The organism is Pseudomonas sp. WC1, from assembly GCF_050586565.1.
GTDB lineage: Bacteria > Pseudomonadota > Gammaproteobacteria > Pseudomonadales > Pseudomonadaceae > Aquipseudomonas.
On the sequence record NZ_JBOBDQ010000026.1, the window covers coordinates 35,155 to 56,795 of the forward strand.

A 21,641-nucleotide genomic window follows, 5' to 3' on the forward strand; every position below is an offset into this window, starting at 1 on the left:
GCTGATTGGCCGGGGTAACTTGCATACAACAAGGAAACCGCACACGTTGAACTCGCCTGTCACCGACTTCGATTTCGATCGTTGCCTGAAGGCCTGTGCACAGGGCGACCGCCGAGCCCTGCAGGCGCTCTACGATCACGAGGGTGCACGCCTGTTGGGGGTTGCCCGGCGCATTGCCCGTGATGACGCCACCGCAGAAGATATCGTCCACGATGCCTTCATCCGCATCTGGACCCGCGCTGCCAGCTTCGATCCGACGCGCGGCTCAGCTCGGGGCTGGATCTACAGCATCACCCGCCACCTGGCGCTGAATACGATCCGCGATACTCGCCGTGAAGCCGTGCTGGATGACGCCCACCTCGACATTTCAACTGCATTACACGGGGAGCTCGATGACATTGACCTCTGGTCAGGCTCGGCGAAAATCTACCGTTGCCTCGAACAATTGCAGCCCGCCCCCCAGCGTTGCATCCTGCACGCCTATGTGGACGGTTGCAGCCACGCCGAAATCGCCGGGCTACTGGGTGCGCCATTGGGCACCGTCAAAGCCTGGATCAAGCGCAGCCTGAAGGCTCTGCGGGAGTGCCTGGAATGAACCCGGATACTGCCGAAGCACTGGACACCCTCGCCGGCGAGTTTGTATTGGGGGTCTTGTCACCGGAGCAACACGCCGCAGTGACCGAGCGCCTGGGCACCGACCCGTACTTGCGCGCCGCGGTGGATGCCTGGGAGGCACGCCTGCTGGAGCTGACCGCGCTGGCTGCTGCGCGGCCACCAAGCGCCCGCCTGTGGGGCCGAATCCAGCGCAGCCTGAGTGAATTGGCCACCCCCTCAGTCAAGTGGTGGCAACGGCTCGGCCTGTGGCAAGCACTGAGTACTGCGGGGCTGGCAGCAAGCGTGTTGCTGACGTTCATGCTGCTGACGACACCCCCGCCCACCACTCAATTCGTGGTAGTGCTCGTGGCACCGAGCAGCCAGGCACCTGGCTGGGTGGTACAGACCAGCGACAGCCGTATGATCGAGCTGATCCCGCTTGGCAAGGATGCAGTCCCCGAAGGCATGGCCCTGCAGTTCTGGACCAAGGGCGAGCAGTGGCGCGCACCGGTTTCGCTGGGCCTGGTCAAACCCGGTGAGCCCTATCGTGTTCCGCTGCAGAGCCTGCCGCCACTGGAGGCCAATCAGTTGTTCGAGCTGACATTGGAGAAGTCCGGCGGTTCGCCCACCGGGCTGCCGACGGGGCCGGTGAAGTTCATTGGCCGTGCGGTAAAAGTGATATGACCCACAAGTCTGCAAATACTGGCCGCCTGAGTCGTTAGAGGCTATCCACAATACTCCGCTTTCGCCCCCCCAAGCAGGTAGTGACGAGAGGTAATCTGAGCGCTGCTTTTTACAGCGCCAGGCTAAGGATTGACAAGGGCTCGCCGGTCACTGGGAAACCCTTTTCGGCACAACCTCTGGTCTCATATACCCATCATGTGCACTGCGATGCCGGCCAGTGCGCAGGTGAACAGCACCTCAATCACACCTCGCTTGAAGCGAAACAAAGCAATCGCAGCTAGAGCCGTGATCACTGCGGACGGCCAGTCGAACGCCCCATTGAAGCCCATAGGCCAGAGCACGTGGTAGCCGAAGAACATAACGAGGTTCAGGATCAAGCCAACTACAGCGGCGGTGATGCCTGTAAGCGGGGCGGTGAATTTAATCTCGTTGTGAGTCGACTCCACTACCGGGCCTCCAGCAAGGATGAAGATGAACGACGACAGGAAGGTGAACCAAGTGACAAGACTCGCTGCGACTGCGCCAGCAAGGAATGGATGTTCGGCACCGAACATCGGATGGACGTAGCCACCGACAAAGCCGACGAAGGCAACCACCATGATCAATGGCCCTGGTGTGGTTTCCCCTAACGCGAGGCCATCGATCATCTGGGTGGGTGACAGCCACCCATAGTGCCCGACAGCCCCTTGGTAGACATAAGGCAGCACCGCGTAGGCGCCACCAAAGGTCATCAGAGCGGCCTTGGTGAAAAACCAGCCCATTTGCGTCAGGGTGCCATCCCAGCCAAACCACAGCACCAGCAGCCCCATGGGTATTGCCCATAGTCCGGCACCGGTGAGCAGCAGGCGTACCAGGTGCCTCGAGCTGAAACGGGCATGCTCAGGGGGTGGGGTGTCGTCATCGATCACAGCCGGACCATAGCTGTTCGTCGCGCCCCCATGACCGCCACCGATCACGAATTTGCCTGGGGCGAGGCGACCGCCTATATAGCCAATGATGGCGGCCACCAGCACGATAAGGGGGAACGGCGCGTTGAGGGCGAAGATGGCCACGAACGAGGCTGCGGACATAGCCCACAGCCAGCCATTCTTCAGTACGCGCGATCCAATTCGGTGGGCTGCGTGGATCACAATGGCCGTGACTGCCGGTTTGATGCCATAGAAGATCCCCGCGACTACCGGCACCTCGCCAAACACGACGTAGACCCAGGACAAACCGATCAGAATGAACAGCGAAGGCAGCACGAACAATGCGCCGGCAATCACCCCACCCCAGGTGCGGTGCATGAGCCAACCGATGTAGGTGGCAAGCTGCTGAGCCTCAGGGCCAGGCAACAACATGCAGTAGTTCAGCGCGTGCAAAAACCGCTTCTCGCTGATCCAGCGGCGACGCTCGACCAGTTCCTGGTGCATGATCGAGATCTGTCCGGCGGGTCCGCCAAAGCTGATGAAGCCCAGCTTGAGCCAAAACAGAAAAGCTTCATAAATGCCTATCGGCTGCTGAGTCGCTTGCGATGGGGGCTGTCTACTCACAGCGGGGGTGGTATCAACCATTGTTTTTTTCCTCACGCGCAGGCGCTGCCAGCATTACATCGAAAATGCCCTCTGCGACCATTGCCAGTAATCGTCGCCATAGCCGAACCGTCAATCATGGCTCTTGCGCAATCGAGAGAGCCTCCTGCAGCACTGCGTGGAGGCTCGCCCTGAACGCATCCAGACTGAATGGTTTGATAATCACAGCCATTGCCGGTCCTGGTGGGTAGTCTTCAAGAATCTGCGGTTCAACGTACCCCGTCATGAACAGAACAGGTAATCCGGGCCTGCTTAGACGGGCCTTTTCGGCCATCTCCCGGCCATCGAACCCACCCGGCAAGCCGATATCGGTGACGAGCAGATCCACACGCGTGTCCGAGCACAGCACCTGGAAACCTGCCTGGGAATCGGCAGCTTCCACGACAACATAGCCAAGGCTGCCAAGGACTTCACTGACGAACATTCGAACGGACGGTTCATCATCGACGACCAGAACCGTTTCCCCCGCACAGACCTGCGGCACCGCACTTGTGACTGCAGTGGGCGGTGGCGCCTGGGTCGGCTCGGCACAATTGGGTAGCTGCAAGTAGACCTTCGTACCTTTGCCCAACGCCGATTCAATTTTCATCTGCCCACGGGATTGCTTGGCAAACCCATAGATCATCGAAAGCCCAAGGCCGGTGCCTGCGCCTGTTGGCTTGGTGGTGAAAAACGGCTCACATGCCTTGGCCAGGGTTTCCTCGCTCATTCCGATGCCATCGTCCACCACACGGATGCTCAGGTAAGTTCCAGGCTGTAAATCCGGATCCAGCCCGGCCCCTTCCTCAAGGGTCACGCTCGACGTCTCGATAGCGATGGTTCCGCCTTCCGGTAAGGCATCCCTTGCATTGACGCACAAGTTCAACAAAGCGTTTTCCATCTGGCCAGGGTCGATCAAGCACGTAGAGCTCGTTGCAGAGAGATCTACTTGCAAACGTATCAATGGGCCGACGGTACGACGGATCAGTTCTTCCATGCCAGCGATCAGCTCGTTCACATTGGTGACTTGAGGCAACAACGTCTGGCGGCGTGAAAAGGCAAGCAAACGATGTGTGAGTGCCGTAGCCCGCTGGGCAGCGCCATAGGCCACCGAGAGATATCGTTCAAGATCGGCCGTGCGGCCTTTGCTCAAGCGAACCTTGATCAGGTCCAAACTGCCAACGATACCTGCAAGCAAGTTGTTGAAATCATGGGCGATTCCTCCCGTCAATTGCCCCACCACTTCCATCTTCTGCAAGTGGCGAAGGGCCGCCTGCGCAGCCTCCCGTTCGGCAATGGCCTCGCCAACCCTCGCCTCCAGGTTCTGGTTCAGTTCCAACAATGCTGCCTCGGCGTTCTTCCTTGCCGTTACATCAATAGATGAGCCAATCAGCCCAATCACCTCGCCTGCAGCGTTGAACATCGGTGCCTTGACGGATAGCCAGATCGTTTCCGAGCCATCCGGCATGTCCACTCGCTCCTCGATCTGCTCCGCCATGGCGCCGCGCATTATGCGTTGGTCCGTCTCCATCACCTTGAGGGCCTGCGCTTTGTCCTCGAGTATTTCCAAGTCGGTCTTGCCTAGATAAAACTCCGGCGGCTTACCGATCAACCGCGTGGCACCATCGTTTGCTATCAAGAGCCTGCCATCGCGGTCTTTTGCGTACACCACTCCAGGAACAGCCGCGGTGAACGCGCGAAGCAACGCCGATGCGCGATCGCGTTCAGCTTCCGCCGCCTTGCGCGATTCAATATCGATCAGCACTCCCGGGAATCTGACCGCTACGCCATTATCATCGTGCTGGGCACGGCCATTGGCCTCGATCCACCGGTAGCCTCCATCAGTCTGCTTGACGCGGTATTCACACCGGAACGCGCCCCCGCGAACCATGGCGTCTTCAATGGCCTCATCCAGACGTACATGATCCTCTGGATGGATCGAAGTGAGTGCCTCTTCAATGGGGATACCGCGCGCGCAACATGCCGGTGAAAGGTCGAAGGTACGGGCAAAGCGCTCGTCAGCCGTCACACAGTTCTTTGAAATGTCCCAGACCCACGTGCCCACGATAGCCCCTGCTTCCAGTGCCAGCTGAAGACGTTCGCACGCATCCGCCGGCAGCATTTGAGGCTTATCGCCACTTTCTCGCTCGATTGTGTGAGTGCCTTTCGTGTCCATTACACACCTTCTTTCGTTGTGCTTCGTTCTGGACTGATACCTGCTTTGATAGTTGCTGGTAAATGGCCACCCACCCCTTCAGACCTCTGGCAACCAAAGGCGTTCCAGCAAGGCGGCCTTTTGACATCAATACTGCACTACTCATGGTTCCCAACAGACTTGAAGGTACCTGGGATCACACGATTGCCAGCCATTTGCTGCAAGCGCGAAGTCGTCGAGCGTGCAGCCTGGTGGGTGCCAGGCGTGAGCTAGCATTGACCGTGCAACCCCGTCCCGAGTAACGATGATGCTCACTGTCACGCTGATCAACATGCTGATCGTTATCCTGGTGGTGGTCATCCACTACGAATGCCTGCTGCGCCTGAATGACTGGTTACCACGCCTGAGGCTGTGGAGCCGGTTCCGTATCGTCGCGGGGGTGTTCGGCGCGTTGCTGGCCCATGCCGTGGAAGTCTGGTGCTTCGCCCTGGCTTATTACCTGATGGCCCATGCCGAGGGCTGGGGGACGCTCAGCGGACATTTCGACGGGAGCCTTCTGGACTGCGTGTATTTTTCCTTCACCACCTACACCACCATAGGCTTCGGCGACATCGTCCCCACCGGTCACCTCAAATACCTCACCGGCCTGCAGGCGCTGACGGGCCTGGTGCTGATCACCTGGACTGCTTCATTCCTGTTTCTGGAGATGCAGAAGTACTGGAAAGCCAAATGAAGGTCGAGTAGCCAGGTGTTCAGAAAGCGCAAAAGGCCAGAAGAAGCTCAGAGACCCTCGGTGCGCAGATCTTCCTCCCGCCGGCGTTGATGAAGGCTTGATCGGGGGCTCTTGCACGCCTTTGACAACTGTCAAGTCAGTTTCAGGTCGATCGCCCACACTGGTGTTTCCTGGTTCAATCACTGCCGAGGATATTGCCATGCCCCCCGCCGAGACTTCACGCCAACCCTCCAAACCCGAGTTTCCAACACCCCCTGGCGAGCACTGGATCGAAGCCTTGGACAACGGCAGCCATGTGCTGATCCGACCGTTGCAAGCCAAGGACCGGCAACGCGAAAAGGCCTTCATCGAGCGCTTGTCGCCTGAGTCGCGGCATTTTCGCTTCCTCTGCCAGGTCAAGGAACCCGGTGAAGCCATGCTCGACCAGTTGATGATGGTCGACCAGAACCGGCAGGCAGCCTATGTCGCCCTCGCCCATGTGGACGGAGAACTGCAGGAAGTAGGCATTTCGCGCTACGCCGCCTGTGCCGGCAAGGATGAATGCGAGTGCGCGGTGACGGTACTCGACAGCTGGCAACATCATGGGCTGGGCCAATTGTTGCTTAGGCACCTGATCGATCACGCCAAGGCCAAGGGATTCCGGCAGATGTACTCGATCGACTCGGCAGCCAATCAGCCCATGCGCGACCTGGCCAAGGCGGCAGGCTTCACCACAGCCTCCGACCCGGATGACCTGAGCCAGGTTATTCATCTGCTCATCCTGAGTTGATCCCTGGCCGCCGCGCAGGCCTATGGTTTGTACGAAAAGTAGCCGAGCGACGATCAGGCAAGGCAAAAACAGGCGAGGACGCGGAGCTTACGGGTTGTAAATGAGCATTCCGAGCCTGTTTTCAACGCAGCATGATTGTCGCGCAGGCACTTTTCGTACAAAGCCTAAGGCGCGGCGGCCTACCTGCGCAGGCATGCCCATGATGGCAACCGCCTGGGTTCAAGGCCTGGTTGCACTGCCTTCCTCGGGCACCAGGTCGAACTGCGCGAGGCAGCGCTGCTCATCAGCAGGGGTCAGCGCCCGCAGGCCGCTCACTTTCTGCAGCGGTGTCTCGAACAACGCCAGGCGGATCACCCCATTGCGCTCCAGAAAGGTTTGCGCCAGGCAGGTGCATACGGGCTTGCCGACCAGCGCCGCAAGCTGCTCATCTTCGGGCACCTGCACCTGTGCCTGCAGGTTGGCCGAGCAGTTTTCAACAATCTGCGCCACAGAGCGCCCGGCCAGCCATGCGGTCGCAGCGCCCAGCACCGCCAGGAGCAACAGCATGCCCATCAGCACATTCGACTCCCGGCTGATCGAGCGCAGCAATGCCAGCCTGGCCTGCCAGCCCGACTCCTGGCCGTTGAAAATGGTTTTGCCGACCGTGCGTTTCACTCCGTGCTGCACGGCCCAGCCCAGCGCCACACTCCATGCCAGCAGGCTCAGGAGCACGACCGGATCACGCATGGGCATGCGCCAGCTGGGGCTCAAGGCGTGGTAGACAGATGCCGCGACGAGTAACGCGACAATGGCCACGATCCAGCCCAGGCTGCCCCTGGGCCGGTGCATCCAGGCCCGTAGTTTCGCTCGTGCTTGCGTGTTCATGACTACCTCCCGCGCCGGGTTCAGCGCACAGGGTCGATGGCAATGGTTTCCTGATATTCCGGCACGCACACCTGCCAACCGAGCTCCAGGCTGATTCGCCGTCGCAAGGTGTCAGCGGCATGTGGCTCGCCATGGATCACATAGGTCTGCCGCGGTGGCCGGGTGAAACCGCGCAACCACTCCATGATCTCGTCGGCGTCGGCATGGGCCGAAAGGTTTTCCATGGCGTGCACCTGCGCCCGAATGGGCACGTCTTCGCCCTGCAGGCGTACGCTGCGGGCGCCAGCGACGATGTCGGCGCCGCGCGTGCCTCCCGCCTGGAAACCCGAGAACAGGATGCTGTTGCGCGGATTGGGGGCTAGCGCCTTCAGGTGGTGCAGCACCCGGCCGCCGGTAGCCATGCCACTGGCGGCAATGATCACCGCCGGCTCGCGCAGCTGGTCGAGGTGGCGGGACTCATCGACCGTGCGGATGATCCGCGTGCCCTTGCACATCGCGGCGCACTCCGCCGCCGTTAGCCGATGTTCGTTGCGAAACTGCTGATACAGGGCGGTGGCATCGGTGGCCATCGGGCTGTTGAGGTACACCGGGATATCCGGGATCAGCCGGTCACGCTTGAGCTTGTACAGGTAATACATCAGCAGTTGGGCGCGCCCGACAGCGAAAGACGGCACCAGGACGATGCCATGGCGCAGGAGTGTCTGGTTGATCACCTGGGCCAGGTACTGCTCGGTCGATTCTGTCGGGTGCTGGCGATCACCGTAGGTGGACTCCACCAGCAGCACATCCGCCGTCCGGATCAGCTCCGGCGCCCGCATGATCGGGTCTTGCGGCCTGCCCAAGTCACCCGAGAAGACCAAGGTCTGCCCCTGGGAACTGAGCTGCACCGTTGCCGCACCCAGGATATGGCCTGCCGTGCGCAACAGCAGGTCCATGCCCTCGGTGATCGGCATTGCCTGGTGCAGCTCCACCGGGCGCAACAGTGCCAGCGCCCGCTTTGCATCCTGTTCTGTATAGAGCGGCCGCGCCGGCGTGTGTCTGGAATAGCCGTGGCGATTGGCATGTTCGGCCTGCTCTTCCTGCAGCCGCGCGCTGTCGAGCAACAGCACTTCAGCCAGGGCGCAGGTTGCCGGGGTGGCATAGATCGGCCCGCTATAGCCCTCCCTGGCCAGCACCGGCAGGTAGCCACTATGGTCGAGATGGGCATGGGTCAGCACGACCGCATCGAGCGCCCGCAGTGCCGGTGGCAAGGGCTCCCAGTTGCGCAGACGCAATTGCTTGTAGCCCTGGAACAGTCCGCAGTCGACCAGCACTCGCGTGCTGTTGTAGGTCAACAGGAATTTGCTGCCGGTCACTGTCCCGGTGCCGCCGAGAAAGGTCAGTTGCATGGCCAAGGCTCCTGGGTTTCGAACACATGGGGATGAACCGCCAGCACGCTGCACGGTGGGTGATCAACGATACGTTCAGTGGTATCGCCCAGCAGCTTGTCCAGCCCTTTGGGCTGCACCACACCCATCACCACGGCGTCGACCTCCAGGGCCGCGACCTGTTCGCGGATCACCTGCACCGGTCCGCCCTCCATGAAGTGCCGACAGTCCGGCGCCACCCCTTCGGCCTCAGCCAAGGCATTGAAGGATTCCTGCAGTGCTTCGCGCATCTCTTCGATCCACGCTTGGGTGAGGTTGATATCCGCCGCGAACACTCCGGCCATGTTGTAGGCAGACAGCAGGTGCAACTGGGCATCGCACTGCAGTGCCAAGGCCTGGGCAACACGAATGAGTCCACGATTGAACTGTTCCTGTACGGCTGGCGTCTCGCTGAAGCGGGTGTCTACGGCTACGAGAACACGCCGGGGCAATGAGGCGGCCGCCATCGGCACGAACAGGGTGAGCCCCTTGAAGCCGCGCATCAGCGCACAGTCCAACGGGGTCCCGAACAGCCGCGCCATGGCCGACGCGGCTTCACTGTCCTTGATGACCATGTCCGGTTGCAGTTCGCGAATATAGTCAAGGGCTTCGCTGCGGATATCCTCGGCGCAGAGGCTATCGACCGTCAGTGCCACGCCACTGCTGCGGTGCCGCTCGACCAGCGTTCGCAACTGCTCGCGATAGTGATCGTACTGGCGCTTGATATCGGCCTCATTCAGCCGCTCTTCGCGCAGCAGGTGCGCCTCGCTTGGCACGAACACCCCCAGCACGTGCACGCGGGCTCCGCTGGCATGCGCCAGCGCCAGCCCCCTACGCAGCGCGGCTGAATGCGGATCGACGTCGATAATCAGCACCAGCAACTGTCGATATTGACTCATGGTGGACCTCCGGACTTGCGCCGCTGGGGTGCGATGAAAGGGATTTTCCGGGGGTGGTCGCACTGGCGCTTGATGCAGATCAGAAACGCGTGATCCGGTCCGAACTTGACGATTGTCAGAACCGCGGCGGCCGTCCACGTTACAACGGCTTCAGGTATCTATCCGGGTGATGGGAGGCAACATGAATACGCAGCAGACCGAACAGCCGGGCGCCTGCGAGCACTGGGTCGAAAAGCTTGATGACGGCACGCCCGTGCTGATCCGGCCGCTGCGCGAGGAAGATCACGACCGCGACCGGCACTTCCTCAGGTCGATCACCTCCGAGGCCCGGCGTTTCCGCTTCATCGCCGGGATCAGCAGCGGCCTGCCCAGCCTGGACCCGCAAAGGATGCCCGTCGACTACCACCAGCGCATGGCCTATGTCGCGCTGGCTCACGTCGACGGCTGCTTGCAGCAGATTGGCGTCAGCCGCTACGCCGGAATATCGGGTAGCCCGTGCTGCGAGTGTGCCGTGGCGGTGCGGGAGGACTGGCAGCGTAGAGGTCTGGGCAAGCGCCTGTTGCTGCACCTGATCGAAGCGGCGCGGCGCAATGGCTAAGAGTGGATGATGTCCAGGGACCTGGCGAACAACTACGCCATGCACCGCCTGACCAAGGCGCAGGGGTTCACCTCACGCTACCTGGGCGGCGATGTCAGCGAGATCCTTCACGAACTTGACCTGCGGGCCTGAAAACCAAGGCCCTTGCGGGCCTTGTACCTTACCCCTGGGCATGTTCGGGGGAAATCACCAGCACACTGCTGGACAAGCGATGCAGTACCCGCTCCGCGGTACTGCCGATGAACCATCCAATGCCGTGGTGGTGATAACTGCCCATCACCAGCACATCGATATCATTGTTATCCATGAACACGGCCAGAACCTTGGCTGGATCGCCTATGCGCATGTGCCGGTGCTCGACAGCGATGCCATTGCGCTCGGCAAGGGCCTGGAAGGCATCGCTCTGGGCTTCGTGAAGCGTCTGGGCGAGGTTGGAATCGAACAGAAACGAATGCTCCCGGCTGCCGCCGGCGTCCAGGTACATCGAACCCAGGTCATAGGCATACAGCAATTCGATCTGCCCGTTGCACTGCAGGGCCAGTTTCAACGCCTCGCTGATGATCTGGTCGTTGAAGCCTTCGAACTGATCCTCGGGCCTGGACAGGTCCACAGCCGCGAGGATCCGGCGCGGCAGCGCATGGCTGGCCTTGTGCACCAGATGCAGCGGGATGCGGGTTTCGCGCAGCAGCTGGATATCCAGGGAGGTGAACATGGCACGCGCCCACCAGGGTTCATGCTCGAACGCCTTGATCAACATGGCGAACGGCTGTTCGCGCAGGTGCACCAGGATCTCGCTCAAGGGATGCTGCACCCACACCACCTCGGTGGTGACCGTGACACCATTGCGCCGCATCGACTGCGCCTGGCTTTCCAGCCATTCCCGGTGTTGCCGCACGTAGCCTTCGCGCATCACCGCCAGTGCCTGGTCATTCACCAGGCCCGCCGTGGCAAGCCCTTCCACATAATCGAAAGCCACGATGTGCAACGCCATGCCCTTGGCCTTGGCCAGTGCTGCGGCGCGGTCGTAGACGGGGGTTCGGCGCATCAGGGGCGATGCGATCAACAGCAGTCTTTGCAGGGTTTCCATGGCACACCTCGGCGGTTGCGATACGTAACCCAAGCATCGTTTAGCCGTGCTTTGCAGACTTGACGTTTGTCAACTGACGCCCCACGGACCAACGGCATATCCCGCTGCACAAAAACTTGACGAGGATCAACGTATCGCCGCTTGCCGGGCGCACGCTACTCCCATATCAACAACAATCTCCAGCCTCCGGAGGCGTGCCATGGCCCTCATCAACGCAATGGTGTTCGTCGACAGAAACCGAATCGTGCTGGCAGGGACGCCTTCGCTTCGCATTGTTCCGCAGTTTTCCTGCCCATGCATGCTCCGGAGGCACCCATGAACATCTACATCGAGCACAACACCGAACGGAACCGCTGTTGGGTCCGCATGGACGACTGGCGGGTAGGTTTCAGCACCGCCGCTGAAGCCGAACAGTTTGTCGAGCGGCTCAACGCCCGCCTCAACGCCCCGCATTCGCTGGACATGCTCGCGGATTCGTCGCCCCGCCCAGGCGTGACAGTCCGGGCTGGCCGGCGATGTGCGAAGGAGGCCTGAACATGTCTGGCCAACTGAAAGTCACACTGCTCGAGCAGCCTCCTTCACCTGCGGCTCACCTGGAACCACTGGCGACATTGTGCCGCGACTGTAGGGTCAGCGGCTTGTGCCTGCCCACCGGTCTGCCCTTGCATGACTCCGGCTGCCTGGGCGCGCTGATCGGGCCACGCATGCGTATCCGCAAAGGGGCGGCGCTGTTCAATGCCAATGACCCCTTGACCACGCTCTATGCCGTGCGCTGCGGCAGTTTCAAGACCAGCCTGAACAGCGTCGAAGGCCAGGGTGTAGTGATCAACTTCTGGATGACGGGTGATGTGCTTGGCCTGGACGCCATCGCCACCGACCACCATGTCTGCGACGCGATTGCCCTGGAAGACAGCGAAGTCTGCCCAGTGCCGTATCGTCGCCTGCAAGCGCTGGCACGCGACTTTCCGGTATTGCAGCAAAGCCTGAACCGCTTGATGAGCCGGGAGATCGTGCGTGAGCACGGGCGCGTGCTGATGCTGTGCAACCTCACCGCCGAGCAGCGCCTGGCCAGTTTTCTGATCGGACTGTCCAGGCGCTTCGTCAACCGTGGCTACTCCGCCCATGGTTTCATGTTACGCATGTCACGAGAGGACATGGCATCTTACCTGGGCCTGCGCCTGGAGACCGTATGCCGTTCGGTCGCCCGCTTGCGTGCGCAAGGCATCGTCAGCCTGTGCGGCAGGCTGGTGGAAATACTTGACATGCCAGCGTTGATGGCGCTCGAGCAAGGCGGCCCTGACAGTGAACGCAAGCAAAGCCTGAAAGCGCCATGCTCGACATGCTGAATGTTGGCCACGGCGCCGTGGCGCTGGGGATCGGCATGCTGGTAGGCCTTGAGCGCGAACGCAAGAAACGTCGCGACGAGGAACCTGCCGCAGCGGGGCTGAGGACCTTCGCCATCACTGCCCTGCTTGGCTATGTCAGCATGCTGCTGGCAGGACCGGTGCTGGTCGGCACAACGAGCCTGGGCCTGGTACTGCTGCTCTGCCTGCAATACCGCCACTCGCGCAGGAGAATGCCGGATGTGACAGGGCAGATAGCCCTCTTGCTGGTGCTGGTCCTGGGCGCGCTGAGCGTTGCCGAGCCTGAGCTCGGCGCTGCAGCAGGTGTGGTCACGACCGTATTGCTGGCCCTGCGCCACGAGCTGCATCATTTCGTGCTGCAGCGACTGAGCGAACAGGAGCTGCGTGATGGGCTGACATTGCTGACGGTAGCCCTGGTGGTATTGCCACTTACACCGGACCGCTTTCTGGGCCCCTACAACGTGCTCAACCCACGCACCATCTGTACCTTGGTCGTCCTGCTGATGACGGTGGCAGCGTTGGGCCATATCGCCATACGCCTCGTGGGTCCGCGCTATGGCCTGCCCTTGAGTGCCATTGCTTCAGGTTTTGCCTCCGGCTCGGCGACCATTGCCCTGCTGGCCCATGAAGCCCGACGACAAAGCGCAGCGGTGCGCCCCTTCGCGGCGGCGGCGGTGTTGTCGAACCTGGCCACCATCACCCAGTTCGCCCTGGTGCTGATCTTCATCGACCGTCACCTGCTCGGCCCTTTCCTGCCAGCGGTCGGCCTCGGCGCGCTGGTTACCGCGCTCTATGGCGTGCTGCTGCTCGCGCCCTGGCGCGCCGACTCGAACTGCTCGGCGGTGAATCCGGGCACTGGCGCCTTCAATCTGTGGACAGCCCTCATCATCACGCTCGCCCTGACCGGTATCGCTTTGCTCTCGGCGTTTCTGCTCGAACACCTGGGACACAACGGTGCCAGCATCGCAGCGTTCGTCAGCGGCCTGGGCGATGCCCACGCGGCAACGGCGTCGGCAGCCTCGCTGGTGGTTGCAGGTCGGCTGCAAATGACCGAGCTGGTGGTACCGGGCATGATGGCTTTGACGGGGAACACGCTGACCAAATGTGTTTTGGCGTTCAGCAATGGTGGCTACGATTTTGCACGGTACCTGGTGCCGGCGCAGCTCATCATTCTTGGGACGATGTGGCTGGGGATGCTGGCGTAACGCCCCATTGCCGCCAGCGATCGCCCCACAGTCGCTGACGCGCAGTTCGAACACTTGGGCGGTGGCAAGTCACATTCCGAACAACGCAGGTTCTGGATCACTCATCCTCGAACAAGGTCCAACCATGCCCCAAACCTTCGACGTCTTTCGCCGTGAAGAACAAGGCCAACTCCCCAGGGTCGAACGCTCTGTATAACCAGTGCCCGGCAACCGGCCCTCTCGTTATCACATAGTTCAAGCGGTATCGGAGGATGGCGCCAGCGTTAAACGAGCCCGAGTTCAACTCGAATCTCTCGCCATGATCGAGCGCCCATAGCATTTCGACGAGCTTGTCATTCAACACCACCCCTTCGGCGACCTCGATCAGATGGCGCTTGTGCAATTTCTTTTGAAGTCTTGCGCTTCTGCCCATGTTCAAGCGCCCTTGCTGCGCGACGGAGAATTCATTGGCCTGCCTACGACTTACCGTTGATCAACCAACCCAACCTGCCCCGCATCGTCGACATGGGGAATCAGCGCACTGGCCTCCAGGTCGCGCATCAGTTCGGTAAGCATCTGCCGCTGGTTCTCGGTGATCGGTGGCGGCACATACCAGGCGCCCACGCTCATGCCCTCACGCTTGTAGCTGAAGCTGCGCAGCAGCTCGCCATCCTTGTAGACCTTGCCGGTGAGGTTGTGCACGTAGCTGTAGGGCATCGGGAACGTCAGTAGCGTCAGGGCGTTGAGCGCGACCAGAAAACCAGCCCCTTCCCCTGGCGGTTGGCTGATGACCAGGGCGTAACCCTTGCGCGGCAGTCCGTGGTCGACGAAAGAGAACGCGCCGGACGACCTGACTGCGGTGGTCAGCTCGTCACGCTCCTGGACGTCGAAGCGGGTGTAGCCATCCGGCAGCACCAGCAGGCTCATCGGCACGTAGGGCTTTTGCGCGTGATAGCCCAGCGGCTTCATCGACGGGTTACAGCCGCCGAGCAATGCCAGCCCGGTCGCCATCAGCGCCGCCTTGACCAGATTGTTCATCGCTGCGCCTCCAGCGGCTTACTGGCCAGGTTGGCAGCCTGCATGTCACGGGCGAAGGCACGGGCGACCCGGCGGATGTTTTCCTCGCGTTCAGGAACCCCGAGGTCGAGCAGCCAGGCGTACTTGGCCATGTAGTTTTCATAGTGATAACGCTTGAGCACCTTGCCATCACGCATCACGATGAAGTCGGCCTTGGTGTCCAGGTCACTCTGCAAGGGCAAGAGGAACAGAGTGGCGGCACTGAGGAACAGTAGAGGAAATGGCGCGACCTTGCGCTGGGCATCCAGCTTGACCATCACCTGGGTCTGCCCTTCGCCGGCAGCACCATTCTCGACCTTGCTGAATACGCCGCTCTCGCGCAGGTAATTGCGCAGCTCGGTGCCGTGCTCGAGCGAATCGACCATTACCGCGATCGGCGGCAGGTAATCCTGGCCTGCCTCGATGTGCGGATCGGGCAAGGTCTGGGTACCTGCGCAGCCGGCCAGCAGCAGGCTGGCGCTGAGGAACAGAGTCTTTTTCATTGCGGGTTTTCCTGGGTACGGGTCACTTCGCCGGCTGGGCGGCTTGGGGCAGTGGCATGACGAAGGGGAATGCCGGCGCCATGTTCAAGTTCAGGGCCTGCAGGGGCGGCAATGCGGGGGTGTAGCGCCGGGCGATCACTTCATCGCGCGGCTGCTGGTCACCATGGAAGAACAGGCAGGCGGAAGTCCCGAGGCAGCGCGAACGGAATTCGCCGATGTAGTACGCCTTGCCGGCTTCCAGGTGCATGGGCACGAGGAACTGTTCCCGTGCCCGGATGGAGCTGTAGCCACCGTTGTAGCCGTTCCAGAAGAACTGGAAGTCATAGAACTCGTAGTCACCGGGCTTGAGGGGCATGACGAACACGCTGGCCTCGCCGGGCAACGCCTGCTTGTCGGGGCCGCGCACCTCTTCGATGTCCTTCGGGGTGTGGGCCACCTCGGCGAAACCCCACCATGCCGCCGCGCCGTCCTGCGCGCCACGTTTGCGCAGGAGGATACGCTGGTTGGTGTAGGCACTATCGCGGCCAAGGGGGCCGATGCTGCCTACCAGGTACGTTACTGGACCACCAGCGGCCGGTTGCAGGGCCTCGCTGACCAAGGCGGGAGATTTGGCGGCGCAGCCGGTAAGTAGGGCAAGCGGTAACAGACGTGCGAACGCACGGAGCAATCCAGACATGAAAAATCCTTGGGGCGGGTCTCGATCCATCGGCAGCTGCAATCAGCGAGCAAGCACCTCAGCTGCGGGGGCGCAATGATATAGCGCGGCAAGGGATCAGGCGAGCAGGAATACGGCCTTTTGCCACCATCGTTGGGCAGGCGGTATTGCCCTCCCTCAATCCAAGCAACGACAACGCATTGAGCCGAACGCCCCATTGGTCAGGCGGTCATGGCGGATCGCCTTCAGGGGGCTATCGTTGCTTGTCTGGGCGACCACGACCGACGAGGGCGGTGCCATGAATACCAGTGATCTACTCGAACAGCTGCTTCGGGCAGGACAAGCTTCGCAGATGCAAAAAGGGAGCGGCGGCAGCTCATCGCAAGACAGCATGGGTGGCTTGGATGGCTTGCTCGGCGGCCTGCTTGGCGGCGGCGGTACGACGGCTGGCGGTGGCGGCCTTGGTGGATTGCTGGGCGGACTGCTGGGCGGCGGTGGCAGCAACACTGGCGGCTATACCCAGGGGCGTTCCGCGGGCGGCGTCAATTACGCGGCCCTGGCGTCGCTGGGGATGATGGCATTCAAGGCCTATCAAAGCTGGCAGCGCAGCCAGGCGGCAGCCCCGCAGCAGGCGGTTCGCACGGTGGATCAACTGTCCGGCCCCGAGGCCGAGGATCACAGCCATGCGATCCTGCGCGCGCTGATTGCGGCGGCCAAGGCCGATGGTCGCATCGACCAGCAGGAAGAACAGTTGATCTATGCCGAAATCAAACGCCAGACCAGCGACCCGCAACTGCAGCAATGGCTGGATGAAGAAGTCGGCAAGCCACTCGATGCTGCAGAGGTGGCGCAGTCGGCGCGGGACCCGGCCATGGCCGCGGAAATGTACCTGGCCAGCGTGATGCTGGTGGATGACCAGCAGGCAGCTGAGCGGGCCTACCTGGATGAGCTGGCCGGCGCACTGCAACTGGATCCGGCATTGCAGGTGCATCTGGAGCAGCAGGCCAAGGGCGCCGCCTGACTTGGCAGCGATGCCTGCGCTAACCATTGATCCCGGGCCAGGGCGGGCAAGGCTTTTGCGAACGATGGCCGTGGGTCGATAGGTGCAATCCTCGGGTGAGCGCTTACGACCCAAGCGGGCTATTCCCTATGGGACGCCCTCGGCCAATAGCGGATATTCCGGGCATCGTCTCAGATCGAGCGCTGGTTTACACGGGCAGCGAGTTGCTCGGCGTTTTCCTTGCGCTCTGAATAGCGATCAACCAAGAACGCCTGGCGGTCGCGCAACAGAACGGTGAACTTCACCAGTTCCTCCATGACGTCCACCACGCGATCGTAGTACGGCGAGGGTTTCATCCGCCCGGCGTCATCAAACTCAAAGTAGGCTTTGGGCAGCGAAGACTGGTTGGGAATGGTGAACATGCGCATCCAGCGGCCAAGCACGCGCAACTGGTTGACCACGTTGAATGACTGCGAGCCGCCGCATACCTGCATGACCGCCAGGGTCTTGCCTTGAGTGGGGCGAACCGCCCCCAGTGCCAGAGGAATCCAGTCGATCTGCGCCTTGAACACTGCTGACATTGCACCGTGGCGCTCTGGCGAGCACCAGACCTGGCCTTCCGACCACTGCACCAGATCACGCAGCTCCTGCACCTTGGGGTGCTCGACAGGCACATCGTCAGGTAGCGGCAGGCCCGAAGGATTGAAGACCTTGGTCTCGGCACCGAAGTGCTCCAGCAGGCGTGCAGCTTCCTCCACCAGCAGGCGACTGAAGGAACGTTCGCGGGTCGATCCATACAGCAACAAGATGCGCGGTTTGTGCTCGCTGGAGCGGGTTGCCGCTGGCGGTAGATCGAACAGCGAGAGATCGAGATTAGGCAGTTGCTCGGACACGTTTCCTCCTGCTCAAAGCATAGCGATGCGATCCAGCTCATTTTTGAGCTGATCACGGTCGAGATTTTCGAATGGCAGCGCAAAGAAGGCCTGGCAGCGAGACTTGATCCGGGCGAGCGTTGCGCGGAATGCAGCATCGACCGACGCTTCGTCAGCCACGACAGCGGACGGATCCTCCAGCCCCCAGTGCGTCTTCAGCGCAGGGCCGAAATACACCGGGCAGGCTTCGCCGGCAGCGTTGTCGCAAACGGTGATGACGATGTCAGGAGGACAACGCTCGAACGCGTCATTGCCCTTGCTGCTCAGACCCTCGATCGAGATGCCGGCATGCTGCAAGGTGGTCAGGCTGCGAGGCAACACTTGGCCTTTCGGGTAACTGCCGGAACTGACGGCTTCAAATCCGTGAGGCGCCAGGTGATTGAACATGGCCTCGGAAAGGATGCTGCGGCAGCTATTGGCCGTGCACATGAATAGGACTCGCATGAGGGCTCCTGCGCTTCGTGGCGGGTTTCAGAGGCTGAGGCGCAATGCCAGAGCCGAAAGGGTGATCAATAGAACTGGCAGCGTCAGCAGGATGCCGACTTTGAAGTAATAGCCCCAGGTGATGCGCATGCCTTTGCGCTCCAGCACGTGCAGCCAGAGCAGCGTGGCGAGGCTGCCGATGGGGGTGATTTTCGGGCCGAGGTCGCAGCCGATGACGTTGGCGTAGATCATCGCCTCGCGTACCAGCCCTTGCGCCTCGCTGGCCTGGATAGACAAAGCGCCGATCAGCACGCTGGGCATGTTGTTCATGACCGAGGACAGCAATGCAGCGATCAGCCCGGTGCCGATGGCGGCACTCCACAGCCCTTGCTGCGCAAGGCGGTCGAGCAGGTGGGTGAGCATGTCGGTGAGGCCGGCGTTCTTCAGCCCGTATACCACCAGGTACATACCGAGAGAAAAGATCACCACCTGCCAGGGTGCTTCGCGCAGCACACGCCGGGTCGAGATGCGGTGGCCACGGGCGGCGACGGTAAACAGGATCGCTGCACAAGTTGCTGCTACCGCACTGATCGGGATACCCAGTGGTTCCAGAGCGAACAGGCCGATCAGCAACACCAGCAGCACCCAGCCACCAACCTTGAAGGTTGCGCGGTCATGAATTGCCTCGTTTGGCATCTTCAGGGCCGCGAGCGCGTACTGTCTCGGGATATCACGGCGGAAGAACAGGAACAGCACCAGCAGGGTTGCCGACACACTGGCGAGATTCACTGGCACCATCACCGAAGCGTATTCGCTGAAGCCCAGCTTGAAGTAGTCGGCCGAGACGATGTTCACCAGGTTGGAGACCACCAACGGCAGGCTCGCCGTGTCGGCGATGAAACCGGCCGCCATGACGAAGGCCAGTGTCGCGGCGGGCGAGAAACGTAGCGCGAGCAGCATCGACATGACGATAGGTGTGAGGATCAGCGCCGCACCATCGTTGGCGAACAGCGCCGACATGGCGGCGCCGAGTAGCACACAAAAGGCGAACAGGCGATAGCCGCTGCCGTTTGCCCAGCGCGCCACGTGCAGCGCGGCCCACTCGAAGAAACCGGCCTCATCCAGCAGCAGGCTGATGATGATGACGGCGATGAAGGTGACGGTGGCGTTCCAGACGATGGCCCACACAGTCGGGATGTCATGCAGCGAAACGGCGCCTGCCGCCAGGGCGATGAGGGCACCGAGCGCTGCGCTCCAGCCAACGCCAAGCCCCTTCGGCTGCCAGATGACCAGGATGAGGGTAAAAACGAAGACTGCAATCGCTACCAGCATGATGACCTCGTACAGTGATGATCAGCAGCAGGCAGCGTCACGAACGGGGCGACCGTCCATGTTCTGCAGACGCAGGGTGTTTTCTGCCAACCATTGCCTGTTGGCCTGCAGTGTCGCCTGCAAGATCTCGTGTACCCAGGCGGGCAGGTCCGGGTTGAGGCGGTAGTACACCCATTGCCCTTGGCGGCGGTCCAGCAGCAGGCCACTGCTGCGCAGCTGCGCCAGGTGGCGACTGATCTTCGGCTGGCTGTCGTTCAGCGCGCACATCAGCTCACAGACACATAGCTCACCGAGACTGGCAATCAGCAGGCTGGCGCGAGCACGGGTTTCGTCAGACAGGCTCTTGAACACATCGGGCGGGGTTATCATGGCTGCACCAATACATATGGAAATCCAAATATACGGATCCCCATATGTATTTTGCAAGCGTCCACGGGCGTTCAGGCGTGCCAGGGGTGGTCGTATTCGCGGTACAACCATCGATCAGGCTGATGATTACTATCGAGCGCCCCGCCTGTCGGCTCGGCAAAACCGTCTCTTATAATCGCCAACCATTTTTTCCGCTCCCCGGTCCGCCCCAGGCGGCATCCCCCCATGGAATCCAACACCATGCCCAGTGTCACTCCGCCGTCTCACGGCCGTCCCGAACACAGTCAACAAAGCGTCAGCCAACAGTGGCTGGCGATTCTCTCGGTCGCCGTGGGCGCCTTCGCCCTGGTCACCAGTGAGTTTCTCCCGGTGGGCGTACTCAACGATGTCGCCAGCGACCTGGGCATCAGCGCCGGCCAGGCCGGCCTGATGGTCACCCTGCCCGGCATCATGGCCGCCCTCGCCGCGCCCTTGCTGTCGGTGGGCATCGGCGCCCTGGACCGTCGCTACCTGCTGATCGGCCTGACGCTGATCATGATCCTCGCCAACGCCGTCGTGGCCTACGCCAGCGACTTCAGCCTGCTGCTGTTCGGCCGCGTGCTGCTGGGCATCAGCATCGGTGGTTTCTGGGCCACCGCCATTGCCCTCAGTGGCCGGCTGGCACCCAAGGGCGTGGGCGTGGCCCAGGCCACCTCGATCATCATGGTCGGCGTGACCCTGGCCACCGTGCTGGGCGTGCCGGTCGGCACCTGGCTGAGTGGCCTGATGGGCTGGCGCATGACCTTCCTGGCCACTGCGCTGGTAGGCGTGCCGGTGCTGCTGGCGCAAGTCTTCCTGCTGCCGCGGCTCACCCCTGACAAAGCCATTCGCATCAGCGACCTGCCGGCGCTGTTCGTCAATCCGCAAGCGCGGGTCGGGTTGATCGCGGTACTGCTGATCGGCCTGGCGCACTTTGCCGCCTATACCTATGTCGCACCGTTCTTCAAGCAAAGCGCCGGCTTCGATGGGCCGACCATCGGTTCGCTGCTGTTGCTGTACGGCGTGGCCGGGGTGATCGGCAACATCTTCGCCGGTTTCGCCGCCAACCGCAGTGTGCGTCACACCCTGTTGCTGGTCGCCCTGATGATCGGCATCAGCACCGCCCTGTTCCCCTACTTCGCCACCGGCATGACCGGCGCCGCGATGCTGATCGCGCTGTGGGGCTTCGCCTTTGGCGCCTTCCCCGCCTGCGCCAGTATCTGGATGTTCGTGGTGGCGCCCAAGGATGTCGAACGCGGCATGCCGCTGTTCGTCGCCATGTTCCAGGTGATCATCGCCTTGGGCTCGTACTTCGGCGGGCGCATTGTCGACCAGCTCGGTACCGCGGTGCTGTTGAGCCTGGCCACGGCCCTGGTGGGCTGCGGTTTTGTCGCGGTACTGGTGCTCGGGCGCAACGTCTCCAATCGGATGGCGGCGCAGCCTTGCTGACCGATCGCGGCAGATGA

The 21,641-nt window shown here is 61.7% G+C and carries 23 protein-coding genes and 1 pseudogene; 10 read left to right on the forward strand and 14 right to left on the reverse strand.

Going from position 1 to position 21,641, the window contains the following annotated elements; translation table 11 throughout:
• Window positions 1–46 precede the first annotated feature (46 nt).
• Both ACQ4OD_RS13830 and ACQ4OD_RS13835 read left to right on the forward strand, forming a co-directional pair.
• Entirely contained in the window at window positions 47–595 is a 549-nt protein-coding gene (locus ACQ4OD_RS13830) for a sigma-70 family RNA polymerase sigma factor (protein WP_111532427.1), read from the forward strand.
• Window positions 592–1,278: an anti-sigma factor gene (locus ACQ4OD_RS13835; protein ID WP_139670785.1), complete on the forward strand. Its 687-nt coding sequence runs from the start codon at window positions 592–594 to the stop codon at window positions 1,276–1,278. The genes ACQ4OD_RS13830 and ACQ4OD_RS13835 overlap by 4 nt, the downstream gene beginning before the upstream one ends.
• A 182-nt stretch (window positions 1,279–1,460) precedes the next feature.
• On the opposite strand, the gene chrA is transcribed toward ACQ4OD_RS13835, so the two are convergent.
• Both chrA and ACQ4OD_RS13845 read right to left on the reverse strand, forming a co-directional pair.
• Complete coding sequence (gene chrA / locus ACQ4OD_RS13840) at window positions 1,461–2,831, reverse strand: chromate efflux transporter (protein WP_111532429.1); 1,371 nt, start codon at window positions 2,829–2,831, stop codon at window positions 1,461–1,463.
• Between the two features lie 94 nt (window positions 2,832–2,925).
• Window positions 2,926–5,004, reverse strand: coding sequence for a PAS domain-containing protein (locus ACQ4OD_RS13845; RefSeq protein ID WP_430944439.1), 2,079 nt, complete (start codon window positions 5,002–5,004; stop codon window positions 2,926–2,928).
• A gap of 286 nt (window positions 5,005–5,290) precedes the next feature.
• Between ACQ4OD_RS13845 and ACQ4OD_RS13850 the strand changes: the two genes are divergently transcribed.
• Window positions 5,291–5,716, forward strand: coding sequence for a potassium channel family protein (locus ACQ4OD_RS13850; RefSeq protein WP_139671358.1), 426 nt, complete (start codon window positions 5,291–5,293; stop codon window positions 5,714–5,716).
• Between the two features lie 199 nt (window positions 5,717–5,915).
• Window positions 5,916–6,485 (forward strand): GNAT family N-acetyltransferase, encoded by a 570-nt coding sequence (locus tag ACQ4OD_RS13855; protein ID WP_430944440.1) that lies wholly within the window; start codon window positions 5,916–5,918, stop codon window positions 6,483–6,485.
• A 219-nt stretch (window positions 6,486–6,704) separates the two neighbouring features.
• Here ACQ4OD_RS13855 and ACQ4OD_RS13860 read toward each other — a convergent pair whose 3' ends face one another.
• From ACQ4OD_RS13860 to ACQ4OD_RS13870, 3 genes are read right to left on the reverse strand one after another with little or no spacing between them, the layout of a single operon-like run.
• The gene (locus tag ACQ4OD_RS13860; protein ID WP_250888425.1) at window positions 6,705–7,349 is read right to left on the reverse strand and encodes a hypothetical protein; all 645 of its coding nucleotides are present in this window, start codon (window positions 7,347–7,349) and stop codon (window positions 6,705–6,707) included.
• A gap of 20 nt (window positions 7,350–7,369) precedes the next feature.
• Window positions 7,370–8,737 carry an MBL fold metallo-hydrolase RNA specificity domain-containing protein gene (locus ACQ4OD_RS13865; RefSeq protein ID WP_430944441.1) on the reverse strand — a complete coding sequence of 456 codons (1,368 nt, stop codon included), beginning with the start codon at window positions 8,735–8,737 and terminating at the stop codon, window positions 7,370–7,372.
• Window positions 8,728–9,654: a universal stress protein gene (locus tag ACQ4OD_RS13870; RefSeq protein WP_430944442.1), complete on the reverse strand. Its 927-nt coding sequence runs from the start codon at window positions 9,652–9,654 to the stop codon at window positions 8,728–8,730. Before ACQ4OD_RS13870 ends, ACQ4OD_RS13865 begins: the two co-directional genes overlap by 10 nt.
• A gap of 181 nt (window positions 9,655–9,835) precedes the next feature.
• Between ACQ4OD_RS13870 and ACQ4OD_RS13875 the strand changes: the two are divergent.
• Window positions 9,836–10,384: pseudogene (locus ACQ4OD_RS13875) on the forward strand (GNAT family N-acetyltransferase).
• A 28-nt stretch (window positions 10,385–10,412) separates the two neighbouring features.
• On the opposite strand, the gene ACQ4OD_RS13880 reads toward ACQ4OD_RS13875, so the two are convergent.
• Window positions 10,413–11,339 carry a universal stress protein gene (locus tag ACQ4OD_RS13880; protein ID WP_430944443.1) on the reverse strand — a complete coding sequence of 309 codons (927 nt, stop codon included), beginning with the start codon at window positions 11,337–11,339 and terminating at the stop codon, window positions 10,413–10,415.
• 315 nt (window positions 11,340–11,654) lie between these two features.
• Here ACQ4OD_RS13880 and ACQ4OD_RS13885 point away from each other — a divergent pair, with 315 nt between their 5' ends.
• The 3 genes from ACQ4OD_RS13885 to ACQ4OD_RS13895 are packed head-to-tail and all read left to right on the forward strand — an operon-like array spanning window position 11,655 to window position 13,908.
• Complete coding sequence (locus tag ACQ4OD_RS13885) at window positions 11,655–11,873, forward strand: hypothetical protein (protein ID WP_198754523.1); 219 nt, start codon at window positions 11,655–11,657, stop codon at window positions 11,871–11,873.
• A gap of 2 nt (window positions 11,874–11,875) precedes the next feature.
• Window positions 11,876–12,685, forward strand: coding sequence for a helix-turn-helix domain-containing protein (locus ACQ4OD_RS13890; RefSeq protein WP_139670767.1), 810 nt, complete (start codon window positions 11,876–11,878; stop codon window positions 12,683–12,685).
• On the forward strand, window positions 12,670–13,908 hold the full coding sequence (locus tag ACQ4OD_RS13895) for an MgtC/SapB family protein (RefSeq protein ID WP_139670765.1): 1,239 nt from the start codon (window positions 12,670–12,672) through the stop codon (window positions 13,906–13,908). The genes ACQ4OD_RS13890 and ACQ4OD_RS13895 overlap by 16 nt, the downstream gene beginning before the upstream one ends.
• A gap of 97 nt (window positions 13,909–14,005) precedes the next feature.
• Here the strand turns inward: ACQ4OD_RS13895 and ACQ4OD_RS13900 are convergent, their stop codons facing one another.
• From ACQ4OD_RS13900 to ACQ4OD_RS13915, 4 genes are read right to left on the reverse strand one after another with little or no spacing between them, the layout of a single operon-like run.
• Window positions 14,006–14,320, reverse strand: coding sequence for a hypothetical protein (locus tag ACQ4OD_RS13900; RefSeq protein WP_139670763.1), 315 nt, complete (start codon window positions 14,318–14,320; stop codon window positions 14,006–14,008).
• 50 nt (window positions 14,321–14,370) lie between these two features.
• On the reverse strand, window positions 14,371–14,925 hold the full coding sequence (locus ACQ4OD_RS13905; protein ID WP_430944444.1) for a hypothetical protein: 555 nt from the start codon (window positions 14,923–14,925) through the stop codon (window positions 14,371–14,373).
• Window positions 14,922–15,446 (reverse strand): hypothetical protein, encoded by a 525-nt coding sequence (locus ACQ4OD_RS13910; protein WP_139670761.1) that lies wholly within the window; start codon window positions 15,444–15,446, stop codon window positions 14,922–14,924. Before ACQ4OD_RS13910 ends, ACQ4OD_RS13905 begins: the two co-directional genes overlap by 4 nt.
• A gap of 22 nt (window positions 15,447–15,468) precedes the next feature.
• Complete coding sequence (locus ACQ4OD_RS13915; RefSeq protein WP_139670759.1) at window positions 15,469–16,122, reverse strand: hypothetical protein; 654 nt, start codon at window positions 16,120–16,122, stop codon at window positions 15,469–15,471.
• Window positions 16,123–16,399: 277 nt separating this feature from the next.
• Between ACQ4OD_RS13915 and ACQ4OD_RS13920 the strand changes: the two genes are divergently transcribed.
• Complete coding sequence (locus ACQ4OD_RS13920; protein ID WP_258598141.1) at window positions 16,400–17,122, forward strand: tellurite resistance TerB family protein; 723 nt, start codon at window positions 16,400–16,402, stop codon at window positions 17,120–17,122.
• 170 nt (window positions 17,123–17,292) lie between these two features.
• On the opposite strand, the gene arsH is transcribed toward ACQ4OD_RS13920, so the two are convergent.
• The 4 genes from arsH to ACQ4OD_RS13940 are packed head-to-tail and all read right to left on the reverse strand — an operon-like array spanning window position 17,293 to window position 20,157.
• Window positions 17,293–17,994, reverse strand: coding sequence for an arsenical resistance protein ArsH (gene arsH, locus ACQ4OD_RS13925; RefSeq protein ID WP_139670755.1), 702 nt, complete (start codon window positions 17,992–17,994; stop codon window positions 17,293–17,295).
• 12 nt (window positions 17,995–18,006) lie between these two features.
• Complete coding sequence (locus ACQ4OD_RS13930) at window positions 18,007–18,477, reverse strand: arsenate reductase ArsC (RefSeq protein ID WP_139670753.1); 471 nt, start codon at window positions 18,475–18,477, stop codon at window positions 18,007–18,009.
• 27 nt (window positions 18,478–18,504) lie between these two features.
• A complete protein-coding gene (locus ACQ4OD_RS13935; RefSeq protein ID WP_258598145.1) occupies window positions 18,505–19,788 on the reverse strand; it encodes an arsenic transporter in 1,284 nt (427 codons plus the stop codon).
• 21 nt (window positions 19,789–19,809) lie between these two features.
• Complete coding sequence (locus tag ACQ4OD_RS13940; RefSeq protein WP_102684010.1) at window positions 19,810–20,157, reverse strand: metalloregulator ArsR/SmtB family transcription factor; 348 nt, start codon at window positions 20,155–20,157, stop codon at window positions 19,810–19,812.
• Window positions 20,158–20,397: 240 nt separating this feature from the next.
• Between ACQ4OD_RS13940 and ACQ4OD_RS13945 the strand changes: the two genes are divergently transcribed.
• Window positions 20,398–21,624 carry an MFS transporter gene (locus tag ACQ4OD_RS13945; RefSeq protein WP_198754532.1) on the forward strand — a complete coding sequence of 409 codons (1,227 nt, stop codon included), beginning with the start codon at window positions 20,398–20,400 and terminating at the stop codon, window positions 21,622–21,624.
• Window positions 21,625–21,641: the final 17 nt, after the last annotated feature.